Origin of the sequence: Umboniibacter marinipuniceus, assembly GCF_003688415.1 — a bacterium.
Taxonomy (GTDB): Bacteria; Pseudomonadota; Gammaproteobacteria; order Pseudomonadales; family DSM-25080; genus Umboniibacter; species Umboniibacter marinipuniceus.
In genome coordinates, this window is sequence record NZ_REFJ01000001.1 from 1 (window position 1) to 21,632 (window position 21,632).

23 protein-coding genes are annotated in these 21,632 nt (G+C 50.1%); 10 read left to right on the forward strand and 13 right to left on the reverse strand.

Features of this window, described 5'->3' with window-relative positions; genetic code table 11:
* Window positions 1–407: 407 nt before the first annotated feature.
* A complete protein-coding gene (locus tag DFR27_RS00005; protein ID WP_121875407.1) occupies window positions 408–917 on the reverse strand; it encodes a DUF2244 domain-containing protein in 510 nt (169 codons plus the stop codon).
* Window positions 918–1,044: 127 nt separating this feature from the next.
* Here DFR27_RS00005 and DFR27_RS00010 point away from each other — a divergent pair, with 127 nt between their 5' ends.
* From DFR27_RS00010 to yaaA, 3 genes are read left to right on the forward strand one after another with little or no spacing between them, the layout of a single operon-like run.
* Window positions 1,045–1,524 carry a DUF4265 domain-containing protein gene (locus tag DFR27_RS00010; protein ID WP_170150727.1) on the forward strand — a complete coding sequence of 160 codons (480 nt, stop codon included), beginning with the start codon at window positions 1,045–1,047 and terminating at the stop codon, window positions 1,522–1,524.
* A 17-nt stretch (window positions 1,525–1,541) separates the two neighbouring features.
* The gene (locus DFR27_RS00015; RefSeq protein ID WP_121875409.1) at window positions 1,542–2,360 is read left to right on the forward strand and encodes a hypothetical protein; all 819 of its coding nucleotides are present in this window, start codon (window positions 1,542–1,544) and stop codon (window positions 2,358–2,360) included.
* A 14-nt stretch (window positions 2,361–2,374) separates the two neighbouring features.
* A complete protein-coding gene (gene yaaA / locus DFR27_RS00020; RefSeq protein WP_121875410.1) occupies window positions 2,375–3,148 on the forward strand; it encodes a peroxide stress protein YaaA in 774 nt (257 codons plus the stop codon).
* Here the strand turns inward: yaaA and phoR are convergent.
* From phoR to DFR27_RS00040, 4 genes are all read right to left on the reverse strand, one after another.
* Window positions 3,103–4,455 (reverse strand): phosphate regulon sensor histidine kinase PhoR, encoded by a 1,353-nt coding sequence (phoR, locus tag DFR27_RS00025; protein WP_121875411.1) that lies wholly within the window; start codon window positions 4,453–4,455, stop codon window positions 3,103–3,105. The two genes, yaaA and phoR, sit on opposite strands and share 46 nt — an antisense overlap.
* A 3-nt stretch (window positions 4,456–4,458) precedes the next feature.
* The gene (gene phoB, locus DFR27_RS00030; RefSeq protein WP_425452010.1) at window positions 4,459–5,160 is read right to left on the reverse strand and encodes a phosphate regulon transcriptional regulator PhoB; all 702 of its coding nucleotides are present in this window, start codon (window positions 5,158–5,160) and stop codon (window positions 4,459–4,461) included.
* An 83-nt stretch (window positions 5,161–5,243) separates the two neighbouring features.
* Entirely contained in the window at window positions 5,244–6,110 is an 867-nt protein-coding gene (gene ubiA / locus DFR27_RS00035) for a 4-hydroxybenzoate octaprenyltransferase (protein ID WP_121875413.1), read from the reverse strand.
* A complete protein-coding gene (locus DFR27_RS00040; RefSeq protein WP_121875414.1) occupies window positions 6,103–6,609 on the reverse strand; it encodes a chorismate--pyruvate lyase family protein in 507 nt (168 codons plus the stop codon). The genes ubiA and DFR27_RS00040 overlap by 8 nt, the downstream gene beginning before the upstream one ends.
* Window positions 6,610–6,742: 133 nt before the next feature.
* Between DFR27_RS00040 and DFR27_RS00045 the strand changes: the two genes are divergently transcribed.
* Both DFR27_RS00045 and DFR27_RS00050 read left to right on the forward strand, forming a co-directional pair.
* Window positions 6,743–7,894: an FAD-dependent oxidoreductase gene (locus DFR27_RS00045; protein ID WP_121875415.1), complete on the forward strand. Its 1,152-nt coding sequence runs from the start codon at window positions 6,743–6,745 to the stop codon at window positions 7,892–7,894.
* Between the two features lie 83 nt (window positions 7,895–7,977).
* Window positions 7,978–9,249 carry a dicarboxylate/amino acid:cation symporter gene (locus DFR27_RS00050; protein ID WP_121875416.1) on the forward strand — a complete coding sequence of 424 codons (1,272 nt, stop codon included), beginning with the start codon at window positions 7,978–7,980 and terminating at the stop codon, window positions 9,247–9,249.
* Here the strand turns inward: DFR27_RS00050 and recG are convergent.
* Both recG and DFR27_RS00060 read right to left on the reverse strand, forming a co-directional pair.
* The gene (gene recG, locus DFR27_RS00055; RefSeq protein WP_121875417.1) at window positions 9,246–11,339 is read right to left on the reverse strand and encodes an ATP-dependent DNA helicase RecG; all 2,094 of its coding nucleotides are present in this window, start codon (window positions 11,337–11,339) and stop codon (window positions 9,246–9,248) included. The two genes, DFR27_RS00050 and recG, sit on opposite strands and share 4 nt — an antisense overlap.
* Complete coding sequence (locus DFR27_RS00060; protein ID WP_121875418.1) at window positions 11,315–12,232, reverse strand: hydrogen peroxide-inducible genes activator; 918 nt, start codon at window positions 12,230–12,232, stop codon at window positions 11,315–11,317. The genes recG and DFR27_RS00060 overlap by 25 nt, the downstream gene beginning before the upstream one ends.
* A gap of 26 nt (window positions 12,233–12,258) precedes the next feature.
* Here DFR27_RS00060 and DFR27_RS00065 point away from each other — a divergent pair, with 26 nt between their 5' ends.
* Complete coding sequence (locus DFR27_RS00065; RefSeq protein ID WP_121875419.1) at window positions 12,259–13,056, forward strand: Rossmann-fold NAD(P)-binding domain-containing protein; 798 nt, start codon at window positions 12,259–12,261, stop codon at window positions 13,054–13,056.
* On the opposite strand, the gene DFR27_RS00070 is transcribed toward DFR27_RS00065, so the two are convergent.
* The 4 genes from DFR27_RS00070 to gmk all read right to left on the reverse strand — a co-directional run bounded on the left by DFR27_RS00070 (window position 13,046) and on the right by gmk (window position 16,523).
* On the reverse strand, window positions 13,046–13,429 hold the full coding sequence (locus DFR27_RS00070) for a RidA family protein (RefSeq protein WP_121875420.1): 384 nt from the start codon (window positions 13,427–13,429) through the stop codon (window positions 13,046–13,048). The two genes, DFR27_RS00065 and DFR27_RS00070, sit on opposite strands and share 11 nt — an antisense overlap.
* 9 nt (window positions 13,430–13,438) lie before the next feature.
* Window positions 13,439–15,574, reverse strand: coding sequence for a RelA/SpoT family protein (locus DFR27_RS00075; protein WP_121875421.1), 2,136 nt, complete (start codon window positions 15,572–15,574; stop codon window positions 13,439–13,441).
* Entirely contained in the window at window positions 15,574–15,798 is a 225-nt protein-coding gene (gene rpoZ / locus DFR27_RS00080; protein WP_121875422.1) for a DNA-directed RNA polymerase subunit omega, read from the reverse strand. Before rpoZ ends, DFR27_RS00075 begins: the two co-directional genes overlap by 1 nt.
* Before the next feature lie 74 nt (window positions 15,799–15,872).
* A complete protein-coding gene (gmk, locus tag DFR27_RS00085) occupies window positions 15,873–16,523 on the reverse strand; it encodes a guanylate kinase (protein WP_121875423.1) in 651 nt (216 codons plus the stop codon).
* A gap of 151 nt (window positions 16,524–16,674) precedes the next feature.
* Between gmk and DFR27_RS00090 the strand changes: the two genes are divergently transcribed.
* Window positions 16,675–17,796 (forward strand): hypothetical protein, encoded by a 1,122-nt coding sequence (locus DFR27_RS00090; protein WP_121875424.1) that lies wholly within the window; start codon window positions 16,675–16,677, stop codon window positions 17,794–17,796.
* A gap of 22 nt (window positions 17,797–17,818) precedes the next feature.
* Here DFR27_RS00090 and DFR27_RS00095 read toward each other — a convergent pair whose 3' ends face one another.
* Window positions 17,819–18,667 carry a YicC/YloC family endoribonuclease gene (locus tag DFR27_RS00095; RefSeq protein ID WP_245962573.1) on the reverse strand — a complete coding sequence of 283 codons (849 nt, stop codon included), beginning with the start codon at window positions 18,665–18,667 and terminating at the stop codon, window positions 17,819–17,821.
* Between the two features lie 99 nt (window positions 18,668–18,766).
* Here DFR27_RS00095 and rph point away from each other — a divergent pair, with 99 nt between their 5' ends.
* Window positions 18,767–19,477, forward strand: a complete 711-nt coding sequence (gene rph / locus DFR27_RS00100; protein WP_121875425.1) for a ribonuclease PH — start codon at window positions 18,767–18,769, stop codon at window positions 19,475–19,477.
* Window positions 19,478–19,508: 31 nt separating this feature from the next.
* Here rph and DFR27_RS00105 read toward each other — a convergent pair whose 3' ends face one another.
* Window positions 19,509–20,285 (reverse strand): exodeoxyribonuclease III, encoded by a 777-nt coding sequence (locus tag DFR27_RS00105; protein WP_121875426.1) that lies wholly within the window; start codon window positions 20,283–20,285, stop codon window positions 19,509–19,511.
* A gap of 102 nt (window positions 20,286–20,387) precedes the next feature.
* Here DFR27_RS00105 and pyrE point away from each other — a divergent pair, with 102 nt between their 5' ends.
* Together pyrE and DFR27_RS00115 are read left to right on the forward strand one after the other, a co-directional pair.
* Window positions 20,388–21,029, forward strand: coding sequence for an orotate phosphoribosyltransferase (gene pyrE, locus DFR27_RS00110; RefSeq protein ID WP_121875427.1), 642 nt, complete (start codon window positions 20,388–20,390; stop codon window positions 21,027–21,029).
* A 12-nt stretch (window positions 21,030–21,041) separates the two neighbouring features.
* The gene (locus tag DFR27_RS00115) at window positions 21,042–21,620 is read left to right on the forward strand and encodes a hypothetical protein (protein WP_121875428.1); all 579 of its coding nucleotides are present in this window, start codon (window positions 21,042–21,044) and stop codon (window positions 21,618–21,620) included.
* The last annotated feature ends 12 nt before the right edge of the window (window positions 21,621–21,632 follow it).

Here is a 21,632-nt window from a genome sequence, read left to right on the forward strand (position 1 = left end):
CTTTCTTTCGAATTAACGAGTAACTTGTTTCGATAATCTTTGTTGCGACTATCTCTACAAGTACCCACACGTATTGTCTGATTGATTGTTAAAGAACGTTGCTTCTCAGTGGAAGCGGATGCGCATTCTACACACATCTCAGCGTTTGTAAACCGTTGATTTGAAATGTTTTTTCAAACTTCCAAACCCGCGCATCAAACCGCCTTGATCACTCGCTGCTGCGTTGTGATGGTGCGCATTATAGGGCGCTCCAACTCAATGTAAAGGTGATTTTTTAAGGCGCTTCGCCTAAGTGAAATTACACGCGATACTGCAGCTCTTAGCCAAGACTTCTGACTAGCGACGGGTCACCCCCGTCAAGCAAGGTGGCGGATAATAGGGAAACAGGCGGTTGCTGTCAACGCTTTTTATAGGGTTTTTACCAACTCCTCGTGCGCGCTTAACGAGATGACCTTCAAGCCGCATTTTTTCAGTGATTCGACCAACAAGAAGCCATCGCTGCGGCTGATGTTTCTCGCGATACTTACGCTTGGGCGACCAGTAATACTGAGCTCGAAACCAAGGCACTCAAAATCCCGTTTCGGGACGCTGACATAAATGCACGTTTGCGCATCCATGGCGGTCGTCAGAATAGTTCGGCACCCCTTCCGATACTCGAGCTGGCGGATATCAACAATGAGGTGCTCTTCCAACCTCTGCACTTCGGCTACTTGCAATACAATATATAGCAGGGCCAGCGATGATAGCGACAGCATTACAGCTATGGGCCATAACCCCAACATTATAAAGGCTAGCGCAGCTATTAGGGCGGCACCGCTCAGCCACCAGTTGTGTACGCGCAGTAGGCTATCGTCCAGTGACTGATTTGGAGTAATGAGAAGGTGACTGGCGGATTGCCTTAGCAGTAGATTGATCATCTTCCAAGCTTAGTCAAGTTTTGAATTTGTTGAATACTATTTTGCGGTAGCTTATTCCCGCGCAATGGCTACCTTTTATGTATACTGTAGCCTGTAAGCTAGACGATCAGATATAAGGTGTAGAGAAGTGAGTGAGCCCGCTATAGAAGTTATTGATATTATTGCTGGCTATCAGCCAGACGGCGAAGCCGTTCTTGAAAAGCTCAGTTGCGTTCGCGTGAAGGACGGTTACGCGCTTGCCGAAGCACCGTTATTTGCCGCTGCCGCTCGGCTTGATGTGATTCAACTCGTAGACGATCGCGGCGACTACAAGGTGCTTACTCGCAGTGGCAACCTAACCATACGCTTCGTTAGCAAGCACGTCATAGCAAGTGTACTCGATGAGTACCAAGTTGAGTTTGAAAAGCTCGGCGCTGAGATTAGCAATATCAGTGAGCGCTTCTTCTCCATTACTGCGCACGTTAGCATTGGCTTTAATACTATCGAGCGGATTCTTGCGGAAGCATTGAAGTCCTTTCCCGAATCAGCATGGGCTTACACCAATGTGTTTGATAGTGATTCGGGCGAGCCATTGCATTGGTGGTCTTCGATGCTCAAAGAACAATAATCTCGGGAGGCTATTTGATGCTACGAACGTTATTAGGCACCATCGGACTAAGCTTATGCTTACCAGCCCTGGGAAATACCTTTATCCACCCAATGATGGAGCGTTCAAATAGCCTATCCTTCGGGGCATTCTATCAGGCTGCGGACGTGGGCATTGAGAGCTCGGCAAGCTTAGGCCGCTCGGTGGGCCTAAACCTTGAAAAGTTGGGAGTTGATACGAGTGACACCTCAGCAGGTTTCAATTATCGCCGTAGACTTAGCCAGCGCTTTAGCGTTGACATCAGCTACAGTGATTATCGTAGCCAAGGCGAGCGCGTTCTGGACGCACAGGTTGACTACGAGGGTACAATCTATGAAGTAGGCGCGCTCCTTCGCACCGAATTTAACACCCAAACTATCGCGACTCGGCTAACCTATGATTACTATCAGACCCCAACCACTGCGCTCGGAATTGGCTTTGGTGTCCACGCTATGGAGCTGCAGGCTACGTTATCGGGTGAAGGTCGTATAGATGGGGACCTTGTTGCAACCCCTCGGGTGGCTTCGGATAAGTTATTTGCACCGCTGCCTAACTTTGTTTTCACGGCGCGGCATGCTTTTGACGACCGACTACTGTTGAATTTATCGGCGGGCTGGCTGTCATTTAATATTGATGACTACGAAGGTCGTGTTCTTCTTGTTGAGGCATCTTTAGGTTATCGCTTAACGGAGTCTGCTTCGGTAGCGGTGGCCTATCACCTGAACGATATAGATGTGAGCCACTATGGTGATGCGCTCGCTTCAAATTACAACATGGTTCAAGGCGGCCCCCTACTCATGATAAAGTGGGCCTTCTAAACTAAGGGGCTACCATGCTGATTCTTATTTCTCCTGCCAAAACACTTGATTTTGAACAGGACACCTCACAGTTCCGCCACTCCAACACGCGTTTTGACACGCGCTCGGAACAACTCATAGAGGGCCTCCGGCTGCTCGACGCAGAAAATATTGCCAAGCTCATGTCAGTAAGCGAATCCATCGCCCAGCTCAACTTTCAACGATTTCAAAATTGGCAGCCACCAAAGCTCGATGAATCTAGCAAGCAGGCAGTGTTCGCATTTCGCGGCGATGTCTATACGGGGTTAGACGCCGACAGCTTCTCAAGCGCAGACTTGGAGGTAGCGCAAAATAAGCTACGCATTCTCTCTGGACTCTACGGGCTTTTACGACCACTCGACAATATCCTGCCCTATCGCCTAGAAATGGGCACCAAGTTTGCAATGGAAGAACACAAAAATCTCTACCAGTTCTGGGGAACCGATATTACCGAACAGCTTAATGCAGACTTAAAAGAATCGAATAACGATGTAGTCATCAATCTAGCTTCTAACGAGTACTTCAAGTCCGTCAAGACAAAGCTTGTCCACGCGACTATTGTGACGCCTGTATTCAAAGACACCAAGCACGGCAAAGAGAAAGTCATCAGCTTTTACGCCAAAAAAGCGCGAGGGCGAATGGCGAGGTGGTTGATCGATAATCCTGACTTCACCCTACAAGATTTGCGATCCTATGATTTGGACGGCTATGTATTTAGCCCTGATCAATCTTCCGCCGAGGCACCAACATTCGTTCGCGCCGAGCTCTGATCTACAGTCTCGATGGAGTCCTTGAGACGAGGGAAGATTGCCCTAAATGTGCTGCCCTTCCCTGGCCAACTTAGGATTTTCATTTCAGCCTGATGCCGAAGTAGAACGTGTTTGGTGATCGCAAGACCTAGACCCGTTCCACCAATTTTGCGATTCCTTGAGCTGTCTGCGCGATAGAACCGCTCTGTTAGCCGAGGTATATGCTTTGGCTCAATACCAACACCTTCATCCTTCACGCTAAATGAAAGCTTATCGCCCTTGGCGCGAAGCCGAAAGCGAATAGCACCGCCTTCCGGTGAATATTTGACGGCATTGAAGGCAATATTACTCAGCGCTGAATAGAGTTCGGTCTCAACACCTAATACCCGATGTCCATCCTCAATTTCGTCAAGGAACTCGTGTCGCTCTGCCGATAGCATTTGCGCTGCAGTCATCACCCTGCGAGCCAGAGCCGACAGGTCAACCAAGGCTGTGGTCTTTAACGTATCCGACTCATCAAGGCGAGATAGTAGCATTAAGTCTTCCACTGTCTCGTTCATTCGCTCAACCTGCATGGACATTTGCCCTAAGCCTTTAGCGACGTTTGGCGGAAGCATTTCACTGATACCTTCAAAGGTCTCGAAGTAACCCTTAAGAACGGTAAGAGGCGTGCGCAGTTCATGCGACACGTTTGCCACAAAATCTTTACGCATCTGTTCAAGCTGGGTGACATGCGTGACATCTCGCAACACAATAAGACGTTCATTTCCACCGTACTGAGTGACTTGGAGCTGCAGTACTCGAGTACTCTCGGCGGTAAGCTGCAGTTGAAACGGCCGAGAATAGTCTTTGGCATCAAGATAGGCTAGAAACGTGGGGTCGCGTACAAAGTTGGTAATTGCCTGGCCCGAATCGGTGCCAGCTTCCAGTTTGAGCATTTCTCCGGCCGCCGCGTTCCACCACTGTAAGCTATCACCCTCAGCGATTACCACAACACCATCAGCCAGTGCAGAAGTACTTTTTTCAACTCTACTTAACTGCTGCTGCAGTCTGCGTTTCGTTTTACGGTGTCGGACTCGGATAAAATGTATTGCTTCAGCAACATCAACGAGAACTTGGTTGGCCTCAGGAAGCGTTGAGCTCTTTCCCTCAAGCCAGCGATAGAATTCCTGTGCTTCACGGAATAGAAGAAAGAAGTATGCCACGTTGCCAACCACTAACCCCGCTAAGGGTTGGCCGACAATTATGCCGGCCAATAGGCATAGCCCTATAATTATTACTGCGCGTCTGAGCTCAGCAATCAATCCTCGGTAGCGTGTGGTTTGCACTCGTTACTCCGCTGTTAGCTTTGAATTAAACAGATAGCCGCTGCCGCGGACGGTTTCAATAAGGTCTTCATGCCCATTTACGCTTAAGGCCTTGCGAAGACGTCTAATATGAACATCTACAGTTCGTTCTTCAACATACACATTCGCTCCCCAGACTTTATCAAGTAATTGCTCTCGGCTATGTACTCGATCCTGATGAGTCGCAAAATAATACAGCAAGCGATATTCGATTGGGCCCAGCTTGAGCGTTTGCTCGCCTATTTTAACTCGCTGGCTAGCCGGCTCAATCACTAAATCCGCGACGACAATATTGCGCTCAACATCTAACTTTCCAGCTCGACGAAGCGTAGATTTAATGCGAGCGATCAGTTCGCGAGGCGAAAATGGCTTAGTAATATAATCATCTGCACCCGATTCGAGGCCGCTAATCTTGTTATCTTCTTCGGCTTTGGCTGTGAGTAGAATAACAGGCATTTCGCTCAGCGTTCCATCTCGGCGCAGCCGACGTGTTAACTCAATACCGGTCATTTCAGGCATCATCCAGTCTACTAATGCCAGATCTGGTTTCTCATCTACAATTAAAGCGAGCGCATCGCTACCATTCTCAGCCTGGACACAACCAAATCCGGAAAGCTCAAGCGACATGGCAACCATATCGCGAATTGCGGCTTCATCGTCAACTATTAGCACCTTTAGTTTGTTCAAGACCATTCTCCTAGTGTCGTTGTTCAGTCATCCTTGAGGACATTGAACAACGCTAATGTGACAGTCGTATGACAACATTTAAACTATAGCCATTGCGCTAGCGCGATGCCGAGAAAAAGAGCTAGGCCAACCCATTGGTTATTCAGAAAGGCGGCAAAGGGCTTAGGATGCTGTTGGCGAATAAGCCACTGTTGATAGATGAAGAGGCCTGCCGTGATGACTACCGCGACGAAGAAAAAGGCGCCGAGCTCAAAACGCTGCCCAAGTAGTAACAGCATCGCGACCATCACAACTTGCATCATTAAGATAATCCCTGGAGCTAAAGGTCCAAACAGTACAGCCGTTGATTTCACGCCAATCTTCAGATCATCCTCAAGATCTGCCATGGCATAAAAGGTGTCATAGATAACGGCCCAAAGCACCACAACCGCATAGAGCAACCATGCCTCCGAAGGAACCGTGTTCAACTCTGCTGCGAAAGCCATCGGTACCGCCCACGCAAAAGCAGCGCCCAAGACAACTTGCGGGAGGTGAGTGTAGCGCTTCATAAAAGGGTACACCGAGGCCAATAGTAGCGCGCCAACAGATAACAGCACCGTGAGCTTATTCGTTAATAGCACTACCGCAAAGGCTAGGGCAACTAGCATAGCGAACAGTTTTAAGGCCTTCTGCGAAGTAATCGAGCCGCTGGCTAACGGTCGCTGCGCCGTCCTAGTCACATGAGCATCAACGTTTCTATCTGCATAGTCATTAATAACGCAACCAGCTGAACGCATCAGAAAGACACCTAGCGTGAAGATAACAAGGTTTTGCCAGCTGGGGGCTCCATCGGCGGCAAGAAACAACGCCATGTAGGTTGGCCATAATAGCAACAAGGTGCCAACGGGGCGATCTACTCGCATTAACTGGTAATAAGGTAAGTAGTTAGCCGGAACAAAGCGTTTAAGCATCTAATAACTCCACGAAACTGGGCAAAAAATATTCTGCCACGAGTATCTGTCTATTGGCATAGCTAAATAGCGAGCGACGGCCCCAATGCCGAGTTTCAAACTGGTGTGCTGCTAACTGCGCCGTTTGAATTTCAATTGCACCGCGCTGTACGTGCGGATTCGCAAATAACCAGTGCCCTAGCGGCTGCTCGCCTAACTCCGCAATAAACTCGAAACTATCTTTTAGCGCTGAATCTGGAATCACCGTTCGGGCAAATACCAGCGGCGTGGTTGTGCTCGACAAGAGCACTTCTCGAACCAACGCACCTTGCCCCTTAGGGATTCCCAATAACTCCGCCTCTTCATCCGTTACTTTTATCCAATCTTGGCGCAGTACCGAAACTCGGATGTCATGCCCGCACCAGTTGGAGAGCTGCTCAGTAAGGGAGCCACGCCCACATAACCACCTACCAATGGATGGCGGTAGTTGTGAGGAAATATTGTCAGCGGGTTGCCACATGATCACGCTAAGCCATGTTATGATTTGCAGCTATTCTAACGTTAAGTACTAGCGCTCAGCCACCAGATTTGTAATCAAGGCTAAATGCTTGATGCCACCAAGTTTTTCGTTTTTATCGAGTTAAGGGACAACTATGTCTAGCCACGACGCACCTCTCATCATCATTGGAACTGGCCTCGCCGGCTATAATTTAGCGCGCGAATGGCGTAAGTACGACCAATCAACACCGCTGTTAATGTTAACGCAGGACAGCGGTAGAAGTTATTCTAAGCCGATGCTTTCCACCGCTTTCAGCAAGAATAAAACTGCTGAAAGCTTGACCATGGCTGATGCGGGCAAGATGGCCGAACAATTGAAGGCGACAATCCACACTTTTGTTAGTGTCGACGCCATTGACACTGAACAGCGAGTTATTCAGTTCGACGGTCAACAGCTGAACTATAGAGACTTAGTGATTGCCGCCGGCTCTGAAACCATCAATTTGCCCATTGAGAACTCTGCTGCAGAGAAAACTTTCGCCGTGAACGATCTGGAGCAATTTTCGGCCTTTCAGCTGGCTGCTGAATCAGCGCAGCGCATTCTCATCATCGGCGGCGGACTTATTGGCTGTGAGTACACCAATGACCTACTCTCAACTGGCGCTAAAATTAGTCTTGTTGAACTGCAGCCAACCCTGCTTAGCAACCTTTGCCATCAGTCAGTTGGCGACGCACTGGTCAGCCGATTCACTGAAGAAGGTGTCGACCTCCACCTTGGCTCTGCGGTCACCGCCATTCGAGCCAACAACAATGGCGTGATTGCCACCCTCAATGACGGATCCGAATTAACCGCAGACCTTGTTTTGAGCGCCGTCGGTGTCCGTGCGCGAACCGAACTAGCGCGCGGCGCCGGGCTGAAATGCCAGCGCGGTATCATCGTTGATCGCGAGTTACGCAGCTCCGCCGCCAATATCTATGCGCTGGGTGATTGCGCCGAAGTTGACGGACAGCTGCTTTATTACGTAATGCCGCTGATGCAGTGTGTCAGAGCGCTCGCCAAAACCCTCTCGGGAACGCCTACCGCGGTAAGCTACCCGGCAATGCCGGTGACCATTAAGACCAGCTGCTTCCCCATTGTTAGCAACCCGCCCAGCTCAAGCGCCCACTGGGAAGTTGAGCAAACCGACGGCGGAATTAAGGCCTTGGCCTATGACAAGACTAAGTCGCTTGTTGGTTTCAGTCTCGGTGGCAGCGCCATCGCGGATAAGGCTGCGCTGGCGAAGCAATTACCAAAGGTAATGGCTTGATTTGAATAGCGCTGCGTAGACAGGTAGCATCAGTTAACTACTAACCACTTTAGAGACAGTGGGCTTCGCCCAACGAGGATATAATGAAATTAAGCCTAACAAGTAAGATCCTGCTGGCAATGGTTGCGGGTATAGCGCTCGGACTGCTGATGCAGCTACTCGGGAGCTTGTTCCCTGACAACCCAATCAGTACCTTCTACGGAGTGTGGCTGGCCGAAGGTCTCTTCAACATGGGCGGTCAGATCTTTGTCAACTCGCTCAAGCTGTTAGTGGTGCCTCTGGTTTTCGTTAGCTTGGTGTGTGGCACCTCCTCATTGGGCGAAAATTCTCGAATGGGTGCCATTGCGTTCAGGACGGTTGGCCTCTACGTTATGACAACCTGTATTGCCATCACCCTGGCGTTATTCTTCGCAAACATTGTCAACCCAGGCGACGGCCTGGCACTTGAGCTGCCTGGAGCCGACGCGTTTAGCGCCAAAGAATCACCGCCACTCATCGATGTTGTAGTCGGCATGTTCCCAAGTAATCCTTTTGCGGCCATGGTTGAAGGTAATATGCTACAGGTTATCGTCTTCGCCATACTATTTGGCGTTGCGGTGTCTCAAGCGGGAGACTTTGGCAACCGAGTATCCGCCACCTTCAACAACTTCAACGAAGTGATCATGAAGATGGTCAATATCTTGATGAACTTCGCACCTTACGGTGTTTTCTGCCTGCTAGCTAAATTGTTCTTCACATTGGATGTTGGCGCCCTCGGTTCCTTATTTTGGTACATCGCCACCTTGGTATTCGTCCTACTTTTCCAAGCAACGTTTGTCTATGGTGGTTTAGTAAAGTTTGTTGCAGGCCTAAGCCCGCTGATGTTTTTCAAGAAGATGCGTCCGGCACTATCAATGGGCTTCTCTACCGCAAGTTCAAACGCCACCATGCCAGTCACCATGGAAGTGGCTGAGGAAAAAATCGGCATTCACAACTCGGTGGCATCCTTTACCATTCCGCTTGGTGCAACCATCAATATGGACGGCACCGCTATTATGCAGGGCGTTGCCACCGTCTTTATTGCCCAAATCTACGGGATTGATATTGGTCTACTTGGCTACCTTACGGTGATTCTTACTGCCACCTTGGCGTCTATCGGCACCGCCGGAGTTCCGGGCGTAGGTTTAATCACACTATCCATGGTTTTACAGCAGGCCGGACTGCCCGTTGAAGGGGTCGCAATTATTCTCGGCGTAGACCGCCTATTGGATATGATTCGCACCGCCATTAATGTTTCCGGTGATGCCGCTGTCTCAACGGTGGTAGCAGTCAAAGAGAATAAGCTTGACCGCGAGCTGTTCAACAGGGCCAGCTAAGCGTTAGCGAAAACTTCTGCTCCAGCGAGCCAGCGGTCTATTAGCGACTGCGCTCGCTCGGGGTATTGCTGCAGGAACTGCGCGGTTAATTCAGCCACATCGTCTAAGTGGTAGCTATCGCGCTCTAGATTCGCAATCTTAAAGCTGGCATCTCCAGTCTGGCGAGTACCTAACAGCTCACCCGCACCGCGCAACTCAAGGTCTTTTTCCGCAATGACGAAACCATCGGTACTCTCGCGCATCACTCCCAGACGCGCTTTACCGTTTTGAGATAGGGGTGTTGAGTACATCAGAATACAGAAACTTTCTCGTGTACCACGCCCCACTCGACCTCGCAGCTGATGAAGCTGAGACAGCCCTAAGCGCTCAGGGTTCTCAATAATCATAACGGAAGCATTGGGCACATCTACACCCACTTCAATTACTGTGGTAGCAACCAGCAAGTGATGCTTTTTAGCCTTAAAATCTGCCATTACCTGTGCCTTTTCACTGGCTTTCATTCGCCCATGCACTAACGCAATCGAAAGCGATGGCAGTGCCGCTTGAAGTAGCTGACAGGTTTCTTCAGCCGCTTCGGCCTCTACCGCTTCAGACTCATCAATTAAGGTGCAAACCCAGTAGGCCTGCTGACCACCAGCGCAGGCGGCATTGACACGTTCAACAACCTCTTCGCGACGTTGATTGCTCACCAGTAAGGTTTGAATGGGAGTGCGTCCAGGTGGCAGCTCATCTATAACGGAGCAATCTAGATCGGCATAGGCGGTCATGGCCAGCGTACGAGGAATGGGGGTAGCGGTCATGATCAGTTGGTGTGGCGCACAGCCACTTTCAATACCCCTTTGGCGCAACGCCAACCGCTGATCAACACCGAAGCGGTGCTGTTCGTCAATGACCGCAAGGGCGAGCTGATGATATACCACATCAGGCTGAAAGACCGCGTGAGTACCGACAATCAGCTTAGCACTGCCATCGGCAATCTGAACCAGCGTCTCTCTGCGTTGCTTAACGCCAATCTTCCCCGCCAACCAAACAACCTCGACGCCCAAGGGCGCCAACCATTCCTTAAAGCTCAGGTAGTGCTGTTCGGCCAGAATTTCGGTTGGTGCCATCACTACGGCTTGCGAACCCTTAGCCACGGCATGGAGCGCGCTAATGACGGCCACAACCGTTTTGCCTGAACCTACATCACCCTGGACAAGCCTAAGCATTGCCTCAGTTCGATTCAGGTCGGCACTAATTTCACCCACTACTCGGGCCTGCGCATTAGTTAGCTGGAAACTCAACTGACCCAAAAAGCTGGCTTCGAGCTTTTCTGGCCGAGGCAATGCCAGCGCCCCCTCTCGACGGTACTCTGTACGAAGCTTCAGCATACTCAAGCGATGCGCAATCAATTCTTCGATCACTAGCCGTTGAATTGCTGGATGACTACCTTCGGTAAGATCCTGAGTGGAAACATCCGGGGTTGGTTTATGAATAAGTTGCAGCGCGGCACTCAGCGATGGCAGTCCTCGAGCGCTGGTCATTGAGACTGGTAAAAGTTGATCAACTTCAAGTGTTCCAAGGCGCTCAAGCGCTTGGTCGGCGAGACTCCGCATTCGTGCTTGAGGTAATCCGTCAGTGGTGGGATAAATGGCCGTCAGCCGATCCGCTAGCGGGGGCATCGCGTCACCCTCACTAACAATTTTCATCTCTGGGTGGTACATCTCTAGGCTAGAGGAGCCCCGACGGGCTTCGCCCCAAGCTTGCAAATTGGTTCCTGGCGTGAGTTGCTGCCTGAGGTTAGCGCCAAAACGAAAGAACCTTAGGGCAATTTGCCCCGAGCCATCTTTGACAACTATCCGCAATGCCCTGCGACGACCAAACACCACCTCACAGGAAACCACTTCGGCCTGAATGAGCACATGATCGCCAAGACGTATATGGCCAATTGGGCAAACTCGAGTTCGATCTTCATACCGTGCTGGCAAATGAAATAGTACATCTTGCAGCGAATGGATGTGAATCTTGGCAAGCTTTTCCGTCAGCGCCTTGCCTACTCCTTTCAGCTCGCTGACGGGGACCTGCGCTATTGAGGTTTGTTCAATGGACATAACAGCGCCGCTTGTTTTAGGGCCATCACCGCCTCGCGACGAGTGAAGCTTGCGCGATATGCCAGCGCAATCGTACGACTGGGATCTGGAGCAGTAAACGGCCGCACTTCCAACATTCCAGCTTGATAATTCGACAGATCAGCGGCACTAGCCGGGAGGATAGTGATGCCGAGCCCCGACGCGACCATATGACGCAAGGTCTCAATGGAGCTACCCTCGCCACCTAGCATGGCATCTTTACGCCGCTCGAAGGATTGTTGGATAACGGGATCAACCGCTAGCACCTGATCACGGAAACAGTGTCCGTCGCCCAAGAAGAGGATATTTTCGTTGGCAAGCTGAGCGGGAGCGATTTCAGCTTTTTCCGCTAATGGATGACCTGCCGGTAAGAGCACCACAAATCGTTCGTCATATAAAGGTTCTACAATCACATCGGGTTCTGAGAATGGCAGCGCAATGATGATCACATCTAACGCGCCTTCTCTGAGTTGCTTACGGAGTACCGCGGTATAGTTTTCTTCAATTACCAGCGGCATCTTCGGTGCGATATCACGAAGCTGCGGTATACAGAATGGGAAGAGATAGGGCCCAACGGTGAGGATGGCGCCAACCTTAAGCGGTGAGGCTAGCTGATCCTGCCCCTGTTCAGCTAGCTGTTTAATCTCTAACGCACCACTGAGTACTTTTCGAGCTTGCTGAGCTACCTGCTCGCCCACGGGCGTTAAGCTTACTTGATTTCGCGTTCGCTCGAATAAGGAGACATCTAACTCCTGCTCCAACTTTTTGATTGCGATACTCAACGTAGGCTGGCTCACAAAACACTTTTCCGCGGCGCGGCCGAAGTGTTGCTCCTCGGCAAGCGTGACGACATACCGTAATTCGTTTAAAGTCATGGCATCATCCGTATTGGGCTAGCATTATGTTGAGTGGGAAAAACCTGTACCTTTTGGGATATGGTGACATATTACGACGCGTGTATCACCTGCAAAAACCGATAGCTAATCGTATCATTACCTTTAGTCGCAATATTGATCAGCACCCTGAGCCAGAAAACGCCATCGCTGCCGAGCTAGGCACTGGCCGTGATTGGCAATTGCCTCATCAGGACGAACAGTCAGTTGTCATATATACGCCCACGCCTTCCGAGCGATCCATTGCTGGCTATCAGCAGGGCTATATTAAAAGTTGTGAAGAGCTACTTGGCCGGCTAAAGCCAACGACGTGGCTAATTTTAGTTTCCAGTACTCGGGTATATCGAGGGCAGCAACTCAGTATCGTCGACGATACCACCCAACCATTAGCGGCCGATGAATTTGGGCAGGTATTAATTGATATGGAGGCGCTTGTCACCGCCAACCATGCCAACACGATTATTGTCCGCCCCAGCGGAATTTATGGCCGCTCTACCGCTCGATGGGAGCGCCTCATGGAACACCCTGAGCTCACTGGAAATAGGCTGGGCAACCGCATTCATGCCGACGACCTAGCGCGGTTCCTTAGCTTTCTTATCGACAAGATTCCAGCGTGCAAGACTAATCAGTTCATTGTGACCGACGGCGAACCCGCTAGTGAGTCGCAGGTTGTGGATTATCTCTTAGGCTTAACGAGGGATCTTCCCTCCGAGGGTATCGCGCTACAAGCAACGGCTTTGACGAAGAGTGGCTTCGAGCTGCATTACCCTAGCTACCGCAAGGGCTTGCTAGCGCTTAAACGCTAGCAACACCATCCGCTTCAATCCTAGCGCCTTTCGGCAATTGCGCAACGCCAATCGCAGCGCGAGCTGGATAGGGTTGTTCGAAGTACTGAGCCATAATTTCATTCACCGTAGCGAAGTGTGAAAGGTCAGTTAAAAAGATGTTTAGCTTAACGATGTGATTGATTGACCCACCAGCCGCTTCCATCACCGCACTCAAGTTTTTGAACACTTGGTGGGTTTCAGCTTCAAAGGAGTCATCCACCATCTCCATGGTGGTTGGATTCAGAGGGATCTGCCCGGAAAGGTAAACAGTATTGCCAACTTTCACGGCCTGAGAATAGGTGCCAATAGCAGCTGGTGCGTTTTCAGTTGAAACGATTGATCGGTTTGACATGGGGTATCCTTATTTTTTTCGACCCGACTTCAGTACCCAGGACTTCCGGTGTACTCGGCGAAGTATTGAGGCCAAGTGTACTCGACTCTTCACACCCACCGTCAAGTTAATAATGGCATAACCCGCATCCTTTTCAGCTATATCAACTCGGTCAATATTGCCGCCCTCTTCGGCTAACAGTGCTGCTAGGCTAGCAAAGACGCCGCGAATATTTTCGACTTCAACACGAATGTCCGCTAAGTACTCACCAGTGACCTCCCCAGACCAGGCTACCGGCGTTAGCTCGCCAGACTTACCACGAACCTCATTGAGGTTATGACAATCATCGCGGTGAACGACCACTCCCTTCCCGGGACTGATGCGCCCGATAATTTGATCACCAGGAATGGGTCGGCAGCAACCCGCAAAGCTCATCACCATGCCTTCGCTATCACTCACCAGCAAGGGTACTTCACCTACGTCCTTCAACTCACCTTCGGCGCTTGTTGCCATTAACTGCTGAGCCATTACAAAGGGAATATGATTTCCTAGGCCAATCTCCTCGAATAACGCATTAGCATCGGCGAGCTGATGTTGTTCAAGTACACGCTGTATCTCCTGCGGATCAATTTCATCAACCGTCTTCTGATAGGCTTGAAGCGTACGATTAAGCATCCGCTTTCCTAACACCACGGACTCACTGACACGCTGGGTCTTTAAGAAGTGGCGAATGGCTGAGCGGGCTTTACCGGTGGCCACGAAATCCAGCCAAGCCGGATTGGGCTGTCCACCAGGGGAGGTAATAATCTGCACGTGCTGACCACTTTCTAGCACCTGCGATAGTGGTGAGAGGCGATTGTTAATGCGAGCGGCAACACAACGGTCACCTACGCCAGTGTGCACCGCATAGGCAAAGTCCACGGCCGTTGCGCCCTGAGGAAGTTCAATAATTTTACCCTTCGGGGTAAAGACATAGACTTCATCGGGGAACAAATCAACTTTAACGTGCTCAATAAATTCCAGCGGGTTACCTGCCTGCTGCTGAAGCTGCAGTAGACCTTGCACCCAATCACGAGCGCGAGTGTGCGGGGCTAAGTCGTCTTCGTCGGAGGTTTTATACAGCGAATGTGAGGCAATACCATGATTCGCCATAGTGTCCATTTCAGCGGTACGGATTTGCACCTCGATAGGTACGCCATGCATGCCAATCAGCACCGTGTGAAGTGATTGATAGCCATTGGTCTTGGGGATAGCAATATACTCTTTGAACGCACCCGGAACCGGTTTGTAAAGGTTATGAATACAGCCTAACACACGATAGCATTGGTCAACGGACTGGGTAACAATACGAAACGCATAAACATCCATGATCTCCGTAAACGACTTATGCTTTGACTTCATCTTTTGATAAATTGACCAGAGGTGTTTCTCTCGGCCACTCACCATTACCTCGTGTCCCTCGCGCTGTAAACACTGCTGCAACGCGTCCGTAATCTTAGAAACAATCTCATTTCTATTACCACGAACTGAGCGGATAGCGGCATCAATACGTGTCGCGCGGACAGGGTGCATGGCATAAAAGCCCCTATCCTCAAGCTCTAATCGGATATCATTCATTCCCAAACGATGGGCTATGGGGGCATAGATATCCAGCGTCTCGCGCGCGATGCGACGACCTTTCTCGGGCTTTAACGCACCCAGCGTTCTCATATTATGGAGTCGATCCGCTAGTTTAACCAGAATAACTCGGATATCTCGGGCCATCGCCATGGCCATCTTTTGAAAGTTCTCAGCCTGCATTTCCGCGCGGCTGCTGAATTCAATCTGGGTCAGCTTAGATACGCCATCGACAAGATCAGCGACGGCGCCACCGAACTGTTGCGAGAGTGCATCCTTGGGAATTCCGGTATCTTCGATGACATCATGCAGCATTGCCGCCATGAGACTCTCAGGATCCATATGCATGTCGGCGAGAATATTCGCGACCGCTAGGGGGTGTGTGACGTAGGGCTCGCCACTGCGGCGAGTTTGCCCATCATGCGCTTGTTGGGCATAAAAATAAGCCCGCCTTACGCTCTGGACGCGTTCAGCGGGCAAATAATTTTCTAGCTTATCGGTAAGCTCGTCAATAGTGATTGGCTTGTCACTTACCAGTGTGCTAGACATTAGAACTCGACAGCAGGCTGCTCGTCGTCGTCTAAAATATCTGCGGTGACGTAACCTTCCGCAATTTCACGCAAGGCGATAACGGTTGGCTTGTCGTTCTCAAATGCCACATAAGGCTCTTGACCTTCAACGGCAATTTGGCGAGCGCGCTTGCTGCTAACCATAACCAATTCAAAGCGGTTCTTAACGTTATCTAAACAGTCTTCTACGGTGATACGTGCCATGGGAATTTCCTAATAATTCTGCAGAGTTTCTTAAGCAACTCGTCAGTTGCTTACCAATAGTACTTTGTTAGCGGTTATTCGCTCAACAATTCTTTCAATAAAGCTTCGTGATCTCTCGCTTGGGCGGAAATTTCGCAGCGCTGAGATCGGATAATAGCGCGCAAATCTTCTAACGCATGATCAAAGTCGTCGTTTATAACCAGATAATCGTTTTCAGCATAGTGCGAGATTTCGCTTACCGCCTCTTTCATTCTGCGTTCGATTACGTCCGACGCGTCCTGACCACGGCCTGTTAAGCGAGTTTTCAGCGCCGCTAAGGATGGCGGCAAAATAAAGATCCCCACCGCGCCCGGAAGTAACTGTCGTACCTGTTGTGCTCCCTGCCAGTCAATTTCCAAGATGACATCGGTGCCCGCCGCCAGCTCTTTTTCGACCCATGAGGCGCTGGTACCGTAACCATTTCCGAACACCATTGCATACTCGAGGAAATGCCCTTCGCTGACCATTTCATCAAAAGTGGCCAGATCGACAAAATGATAACTGACACTATGCTCCTCGCCAGGACGCTGAGAGCGAGTGGTATGTGAGACACTCACTTTGATATTGGGCAGCGCGTCAAGCAGCGCTCGAACTAGGCTGGTTTTACCGGCCCCGCTAGGAGCTGAAATAATAAATAAATTGCCGCGACTCACTGGAATTACCTTAGCCTTATGCTGCCAATACATTTGTATAACGGGAAACCACACAGTATATCGTATGAGCAAGCCTACGCCAAAGCAATTTCAACGCAGCTACCATCTTGACGGCTTATTGTTGAATTTTGATAAATCGCAGAGACTCGATACACTCAAATAAAAGGCATGCTAGGGAACGGGAATGAAACTTGCGCTATTTTTGGTTGGCTCTGCACTACTCAGTTACTCAGCACTCGCACAACCCACCTGTCCCACTGAGGTTGAGCCTGAGGTAACTACCAAGCAACAGGACTTGGCAAGATGCGAAGGTGAACAGGGGGTAGCCGCGCGCGAGTCCGCAGCAACCAGTGTTAGCTACGAATCCGTAAACCCCAATTCAAATAGCTATCATGAGCCACGATGGAGTGATTTTTTACCCATTCTGGGAAAAGAGGCTAGGGAGCGAGGCTATGTTCTACCCCTACCTTTTGGCATTTCGGCGGTAGCATTTACCCAACGCCAGCCTTTCCTTGTCACCAATATTGGTATTGAATTTGCCGGTTACGAAAGCAATATCGTCAATGGTATTGTTGATCAAGTTCTTACCCCCGAAAACCTGCGAGTTTCAGATCAAACACTAAATTTTCGCTTTGACACCTGGATTCTGCCATTTTGGAATGTGTATGGCATCCTGGGAAAGACTCAGGGGTCCGCCGAGCTAGACCTCAGGCTCAGCGCTAATAGTGAACTCAATGTTCCCACGGTACTGCTAGCGACCCAGGAAATAGGTGGCGGCCCATTAGTCTCAGGGCCAAATCGCTGTAGCAATCTCAACCTGAATTATAGTGGCAACACTAGCTTCCCCGGGGGGGCTTGTGTCGTCAGCTTGAACGCCAATAAGGTCTACCCTACCCGCCTAGACTTTCATGGAAATGTGTACGGCTACGGCACCACTATAGCAGGCGGCTACGGTGACTTCTTTGGCATGTTTGATGTGAACTACACGGAAGCTGATATTAATATCGCCCGTGAAAGATCAGAGCAAACCGTCTACTCTTCGCGACTTGGCTGGAATGGCACGGTAGGAGCTTGGAGCGGACAAGTGTGGGTAGGGGCAATGAAACAGCGCATCAAACAGGTATTGATCGTTGATGTTCCAGACACTCCCATTGCAGCAATTATTAGTCAGGAAGTGAGCTCACCCTATAGCTACCTCATTGGCGGCTCTTGGAACATCACTCCCGAATGGCAAATCATTGCCGAAAGTAGCTTTCTGTTTTCAGATCGGCAGCAGTTTATGATTCAGGGTTCTTATCGGTTCTAACCAAGTAACCCCTGGCGCGAGCTTATTCAATATTTTGGATCTGCTCGCGCATTTGCTCTATGAGTACTTTCATTTCCACCGCACTCTGTGTGGTCTGAGGGCTGATGGACTTAGAGCTCAATGTATTCGCCTCTCTGTTCAGCTCCTGCATCAAGAAATCAAGTCTCCGCCCAATGGCGCCCTTCTGCGCACAGACCCTAGCGACTTCGTCCAGATGCGCAACTAGCCGATCAATCTCTTCTTCCACATCCGCCTTGTGCGCCATCATGACGAACTCGGCTTCAATTCGCTCTGGGTCCAACGTATCTTGTAGCTCCGCCAAACGCTCTGTCAGCCGGTCGCGCTGCTTCTGCAACAGGCCTGGCATCACCGCCGCTACACTCGCCACTTCAGCTCTCATTGCGTTAATTCGCTCATCAATCATCCCCGCAATGGCTTTGCCCTCACGCTTTCGATTGTCAATGAGCTCCATGATCGCCTGATCTAAACATTGTCTGATGGCCGCATCAAACTCCTCACTTTCATACTTAGCTTCTACCACCACGCCCGGCCAGCGCAGGACTTCCATGGTGCTAATCGTAGCGGCAGGATCAATTTGTCGGCTGGCTTCCGTGAGCTTCGCAACCAACTCTGCATCCAAACTCAAACTTTGCGCCGACTCCGCCAGCTGAAGGGTTAAGGTCGCGTCTACCTTGCCACGGGATAATTTGCTGCGCAGGCGCTCTCGCACCATCACATCCAGATTACGCGCAGACTCGGGCAGGCGAATATACGGCTCCAAGTAACGATGGTTAACACTTTTTAATTCCCAAGTTACAGAGCCCCATTCGGTATTGATATTGGCACGAGCGAAGGCGGTCATTGATAGCATGGAATACTCCCACTGGATTAAAAAAATAATGTTAGCACATGCAGCCTTGCTACTGTGCGGTATACTCTATAGCTAACTTACTCAACGAGAAGCTCTACTATGACTCAAAGACCGAGTGGCCGTCTTCCAGACGAAATGCGAAACGTCTCGATCGTTAAAGATTTTACCTGTCACGCTGAAGGCTCAGTGCTCATTTCCGTGGGCAACACCAAAGTTATCTGCACGGCATCAATTAGTGAAGGTGTTCCGCACTTTTTGCGCGGGCAAGGTCAAGGTTGGATCACCGCCGAGTACGGAATGCTTCCTCGTTCCACTGGCTCACGGATGAATCGCGAAGCAGCCCGCGGCAAGCAAACAGGTAGGACCGTAGAAATTCAAAGATTGATTGGCCGCAGCCTTCGAGCTGGTGTAGACATGAAAGCACTGGGTGAAAACACCATCACCATTGACTGTGATGTCATTCAAGCCGATGGCGGTACACGAACCGCTTCAATCACCGGCGGCTGCGTTGCTCTGAATATTGCGCTAGAAGCCTGGGTTGCGAAAGGAAAGCTTAAATCGAATCCGTTGGTTCGCTGGATCACGGCAATCTCGGCAGGGGTCTACCAAGGTACACCGGTACTTGATTTAGACTATCCCGAAGATTCGGAAGCCGACACCGATATGAACGTCATCATGACCGATGAGGGTGGATTCATCGAGATTCAAGGTACTGCAGAGGGCAAACCTTTCACTGGTGAGCACCTTAACTCGCTGCTCGCGTTGGCGCAGAAAGGATGCGAAGAGTTGCTTGCCATCCAGAAGGCGTAAACGAGCTTTACTAATTCGACTAGGGTATCGGCTAAAATAGCTCGATATCGTAGTCGATGATTACCGGAGCATGCGACCCAAAGCTTTTGGTCTTGTAAACAACGCCATATTCAACGGCGCCAGATAAGCTCTCTGAAATGACTTGATAGTCAATTCGCCAGCCATCACCTTCACCTAACTCACCGCTAGGCCACCAGGTAAATTCATCTTTATCCTTGTTGACCTTGCGAAACGCATCTACGTAGCCGATATCATTGAATAGCTGCGTCATCCACTTCCGCTCAAACGGGAGTGCTCCAGAGGAGTCAGCATTCGCCTCAAAGTTCTCAACGTCATAGTCGCGGTGAATTTGGTTCCAATTACCACAAATAATGTATTCACGGCGCTTACGGGTAATCTTTGAAAGGTGCGCCTGTAGGTCATCGAAGAACTGTATTTTGTCTTCTAACGATTGAACCTCAGAGGTAGCGCCTGGCGCTAGCAAAGAGCCAATGGAGATGCCCTCAAAATCAGCTTGCACATATCGGCCATCCATATCGATACCACTAGCGAAGCCAAAGCCGGTCATAATGGCCTTCGGTGGCTGACGAGTATAAATTCCTACGCCGCAGTAGGTACCATCTGGCGAATCAAAGAAATAGCCGAAATAGCCTTCAAGTTGATACTCGGGCTCCCAGGCTAAATCAGGTTCGGGCCGGCGCATGTCCTGCAGACAAATGACATCAGCATCCTGCGTTCTCAGCCAATCAAACAGGCCATTGCCAATAGCATTATCAATACCATCGACGCAAAGCGTAATAACTCTCATTAAGTATCCCTAAAAAATGCGCGTATAATAGTTAGATCGCACAGTCGTGTTAATCTTATTAATACTTCTTTACCTAACGTTAGCAACTTTTGGGATATTCGCATGGAACTCCACCAAGAAAATTACTTAAAGCTCGCAATTGAAGCCGAGGCACTCGGATTTGGACAATTCACATTGAAGTCCGGTCGAACTAGCCCCTATTTCTTTAACGCCGGAAAATTTAAAACCGGTAAGACGCTTGCACTACTGGGCAAAGCTTATGCTAAAGCTATTGTTGACAGCGGCGTAGAATACGATGTTCTATTTGGGCCTGCCTACAAGGGTATCCCCCTAGCTGCAGCCACGGCTGTTGCACTAGCAACTGATCATGGTATCGATATTCCGTGGACATTCAACCGTAAAGAGGCAAAAGATCACGGCGAGGGCGGCAAACTTGTGGGTGCCGACATCGAAAATCAGCGCGTGCTAATTATTGATGACGTCATTACCGCGGGTACCGCGATTAGAGAAGTGATTGATATTTTAGCTGCCAACAGTGCGAGTTGTGCAGGCGTTTGTATCGGGCTAGATCGTAAAGAGCGCGGCCAGGGAACGCTGTCAGCAATTCAAGAAGTTGAGCGCGACTTCAATGTTCCGGTTCTCTCAATCATGACAATTGACCACATTATCGAATGGCTCAACACTCAAAACGAGCAGCAGCTTGTTGAAAAGATGACCAGCTACCGTAATGACTACGGCGTTTAAACAGGAGTTTCAATGCGTTTTCCACAGCCGCTTTTAGCCGCACTAATACTATTCTTTTCTAGCACGAGTGCTATTGCCGATTTCTATCGTTACCACGACGAGCACGGCAAGCTTGTTGTCGCCTATCGCCTCACGCCAGAGGCGATTCAGCAGGGCTACGAGGTGATCAATTCTCAGGGGGTTGTCGTCGCGGTCATTGAGCCGGCAAAGACAGAGAGTGACCTCGAGGCCGAGCGATCAGCCGCCGAGCAGCGCGAATATGATTTGCGCCTACTGATGACCTATGGCAATTCAGATGAGCTAAAGGATGCGATTGAGCGTCGCGAGTCGGCCTTAGCGGACGAAATAAGCCTAATGAAAACTAAGCTCGAAGATACCCGTGTAAGCCTCCGAGCTACCGAAGATCGAGCCGGCCTTGAAGAGCGCCAAGATGGTGTAGTCAGTGAGGCTACAGCTGGGGCACTAGAACAGTTTCGCGCGCAAATCGTATCACTGAGTAGTGAAATTGTGACGCTTGAAGGCGCGTATCAGGAAAATCAAAAGGAAAACGAAGTTGAATTAGCGAGACTTAGAGAGCTACTGGGCGAGTGAATACCCAGTAGC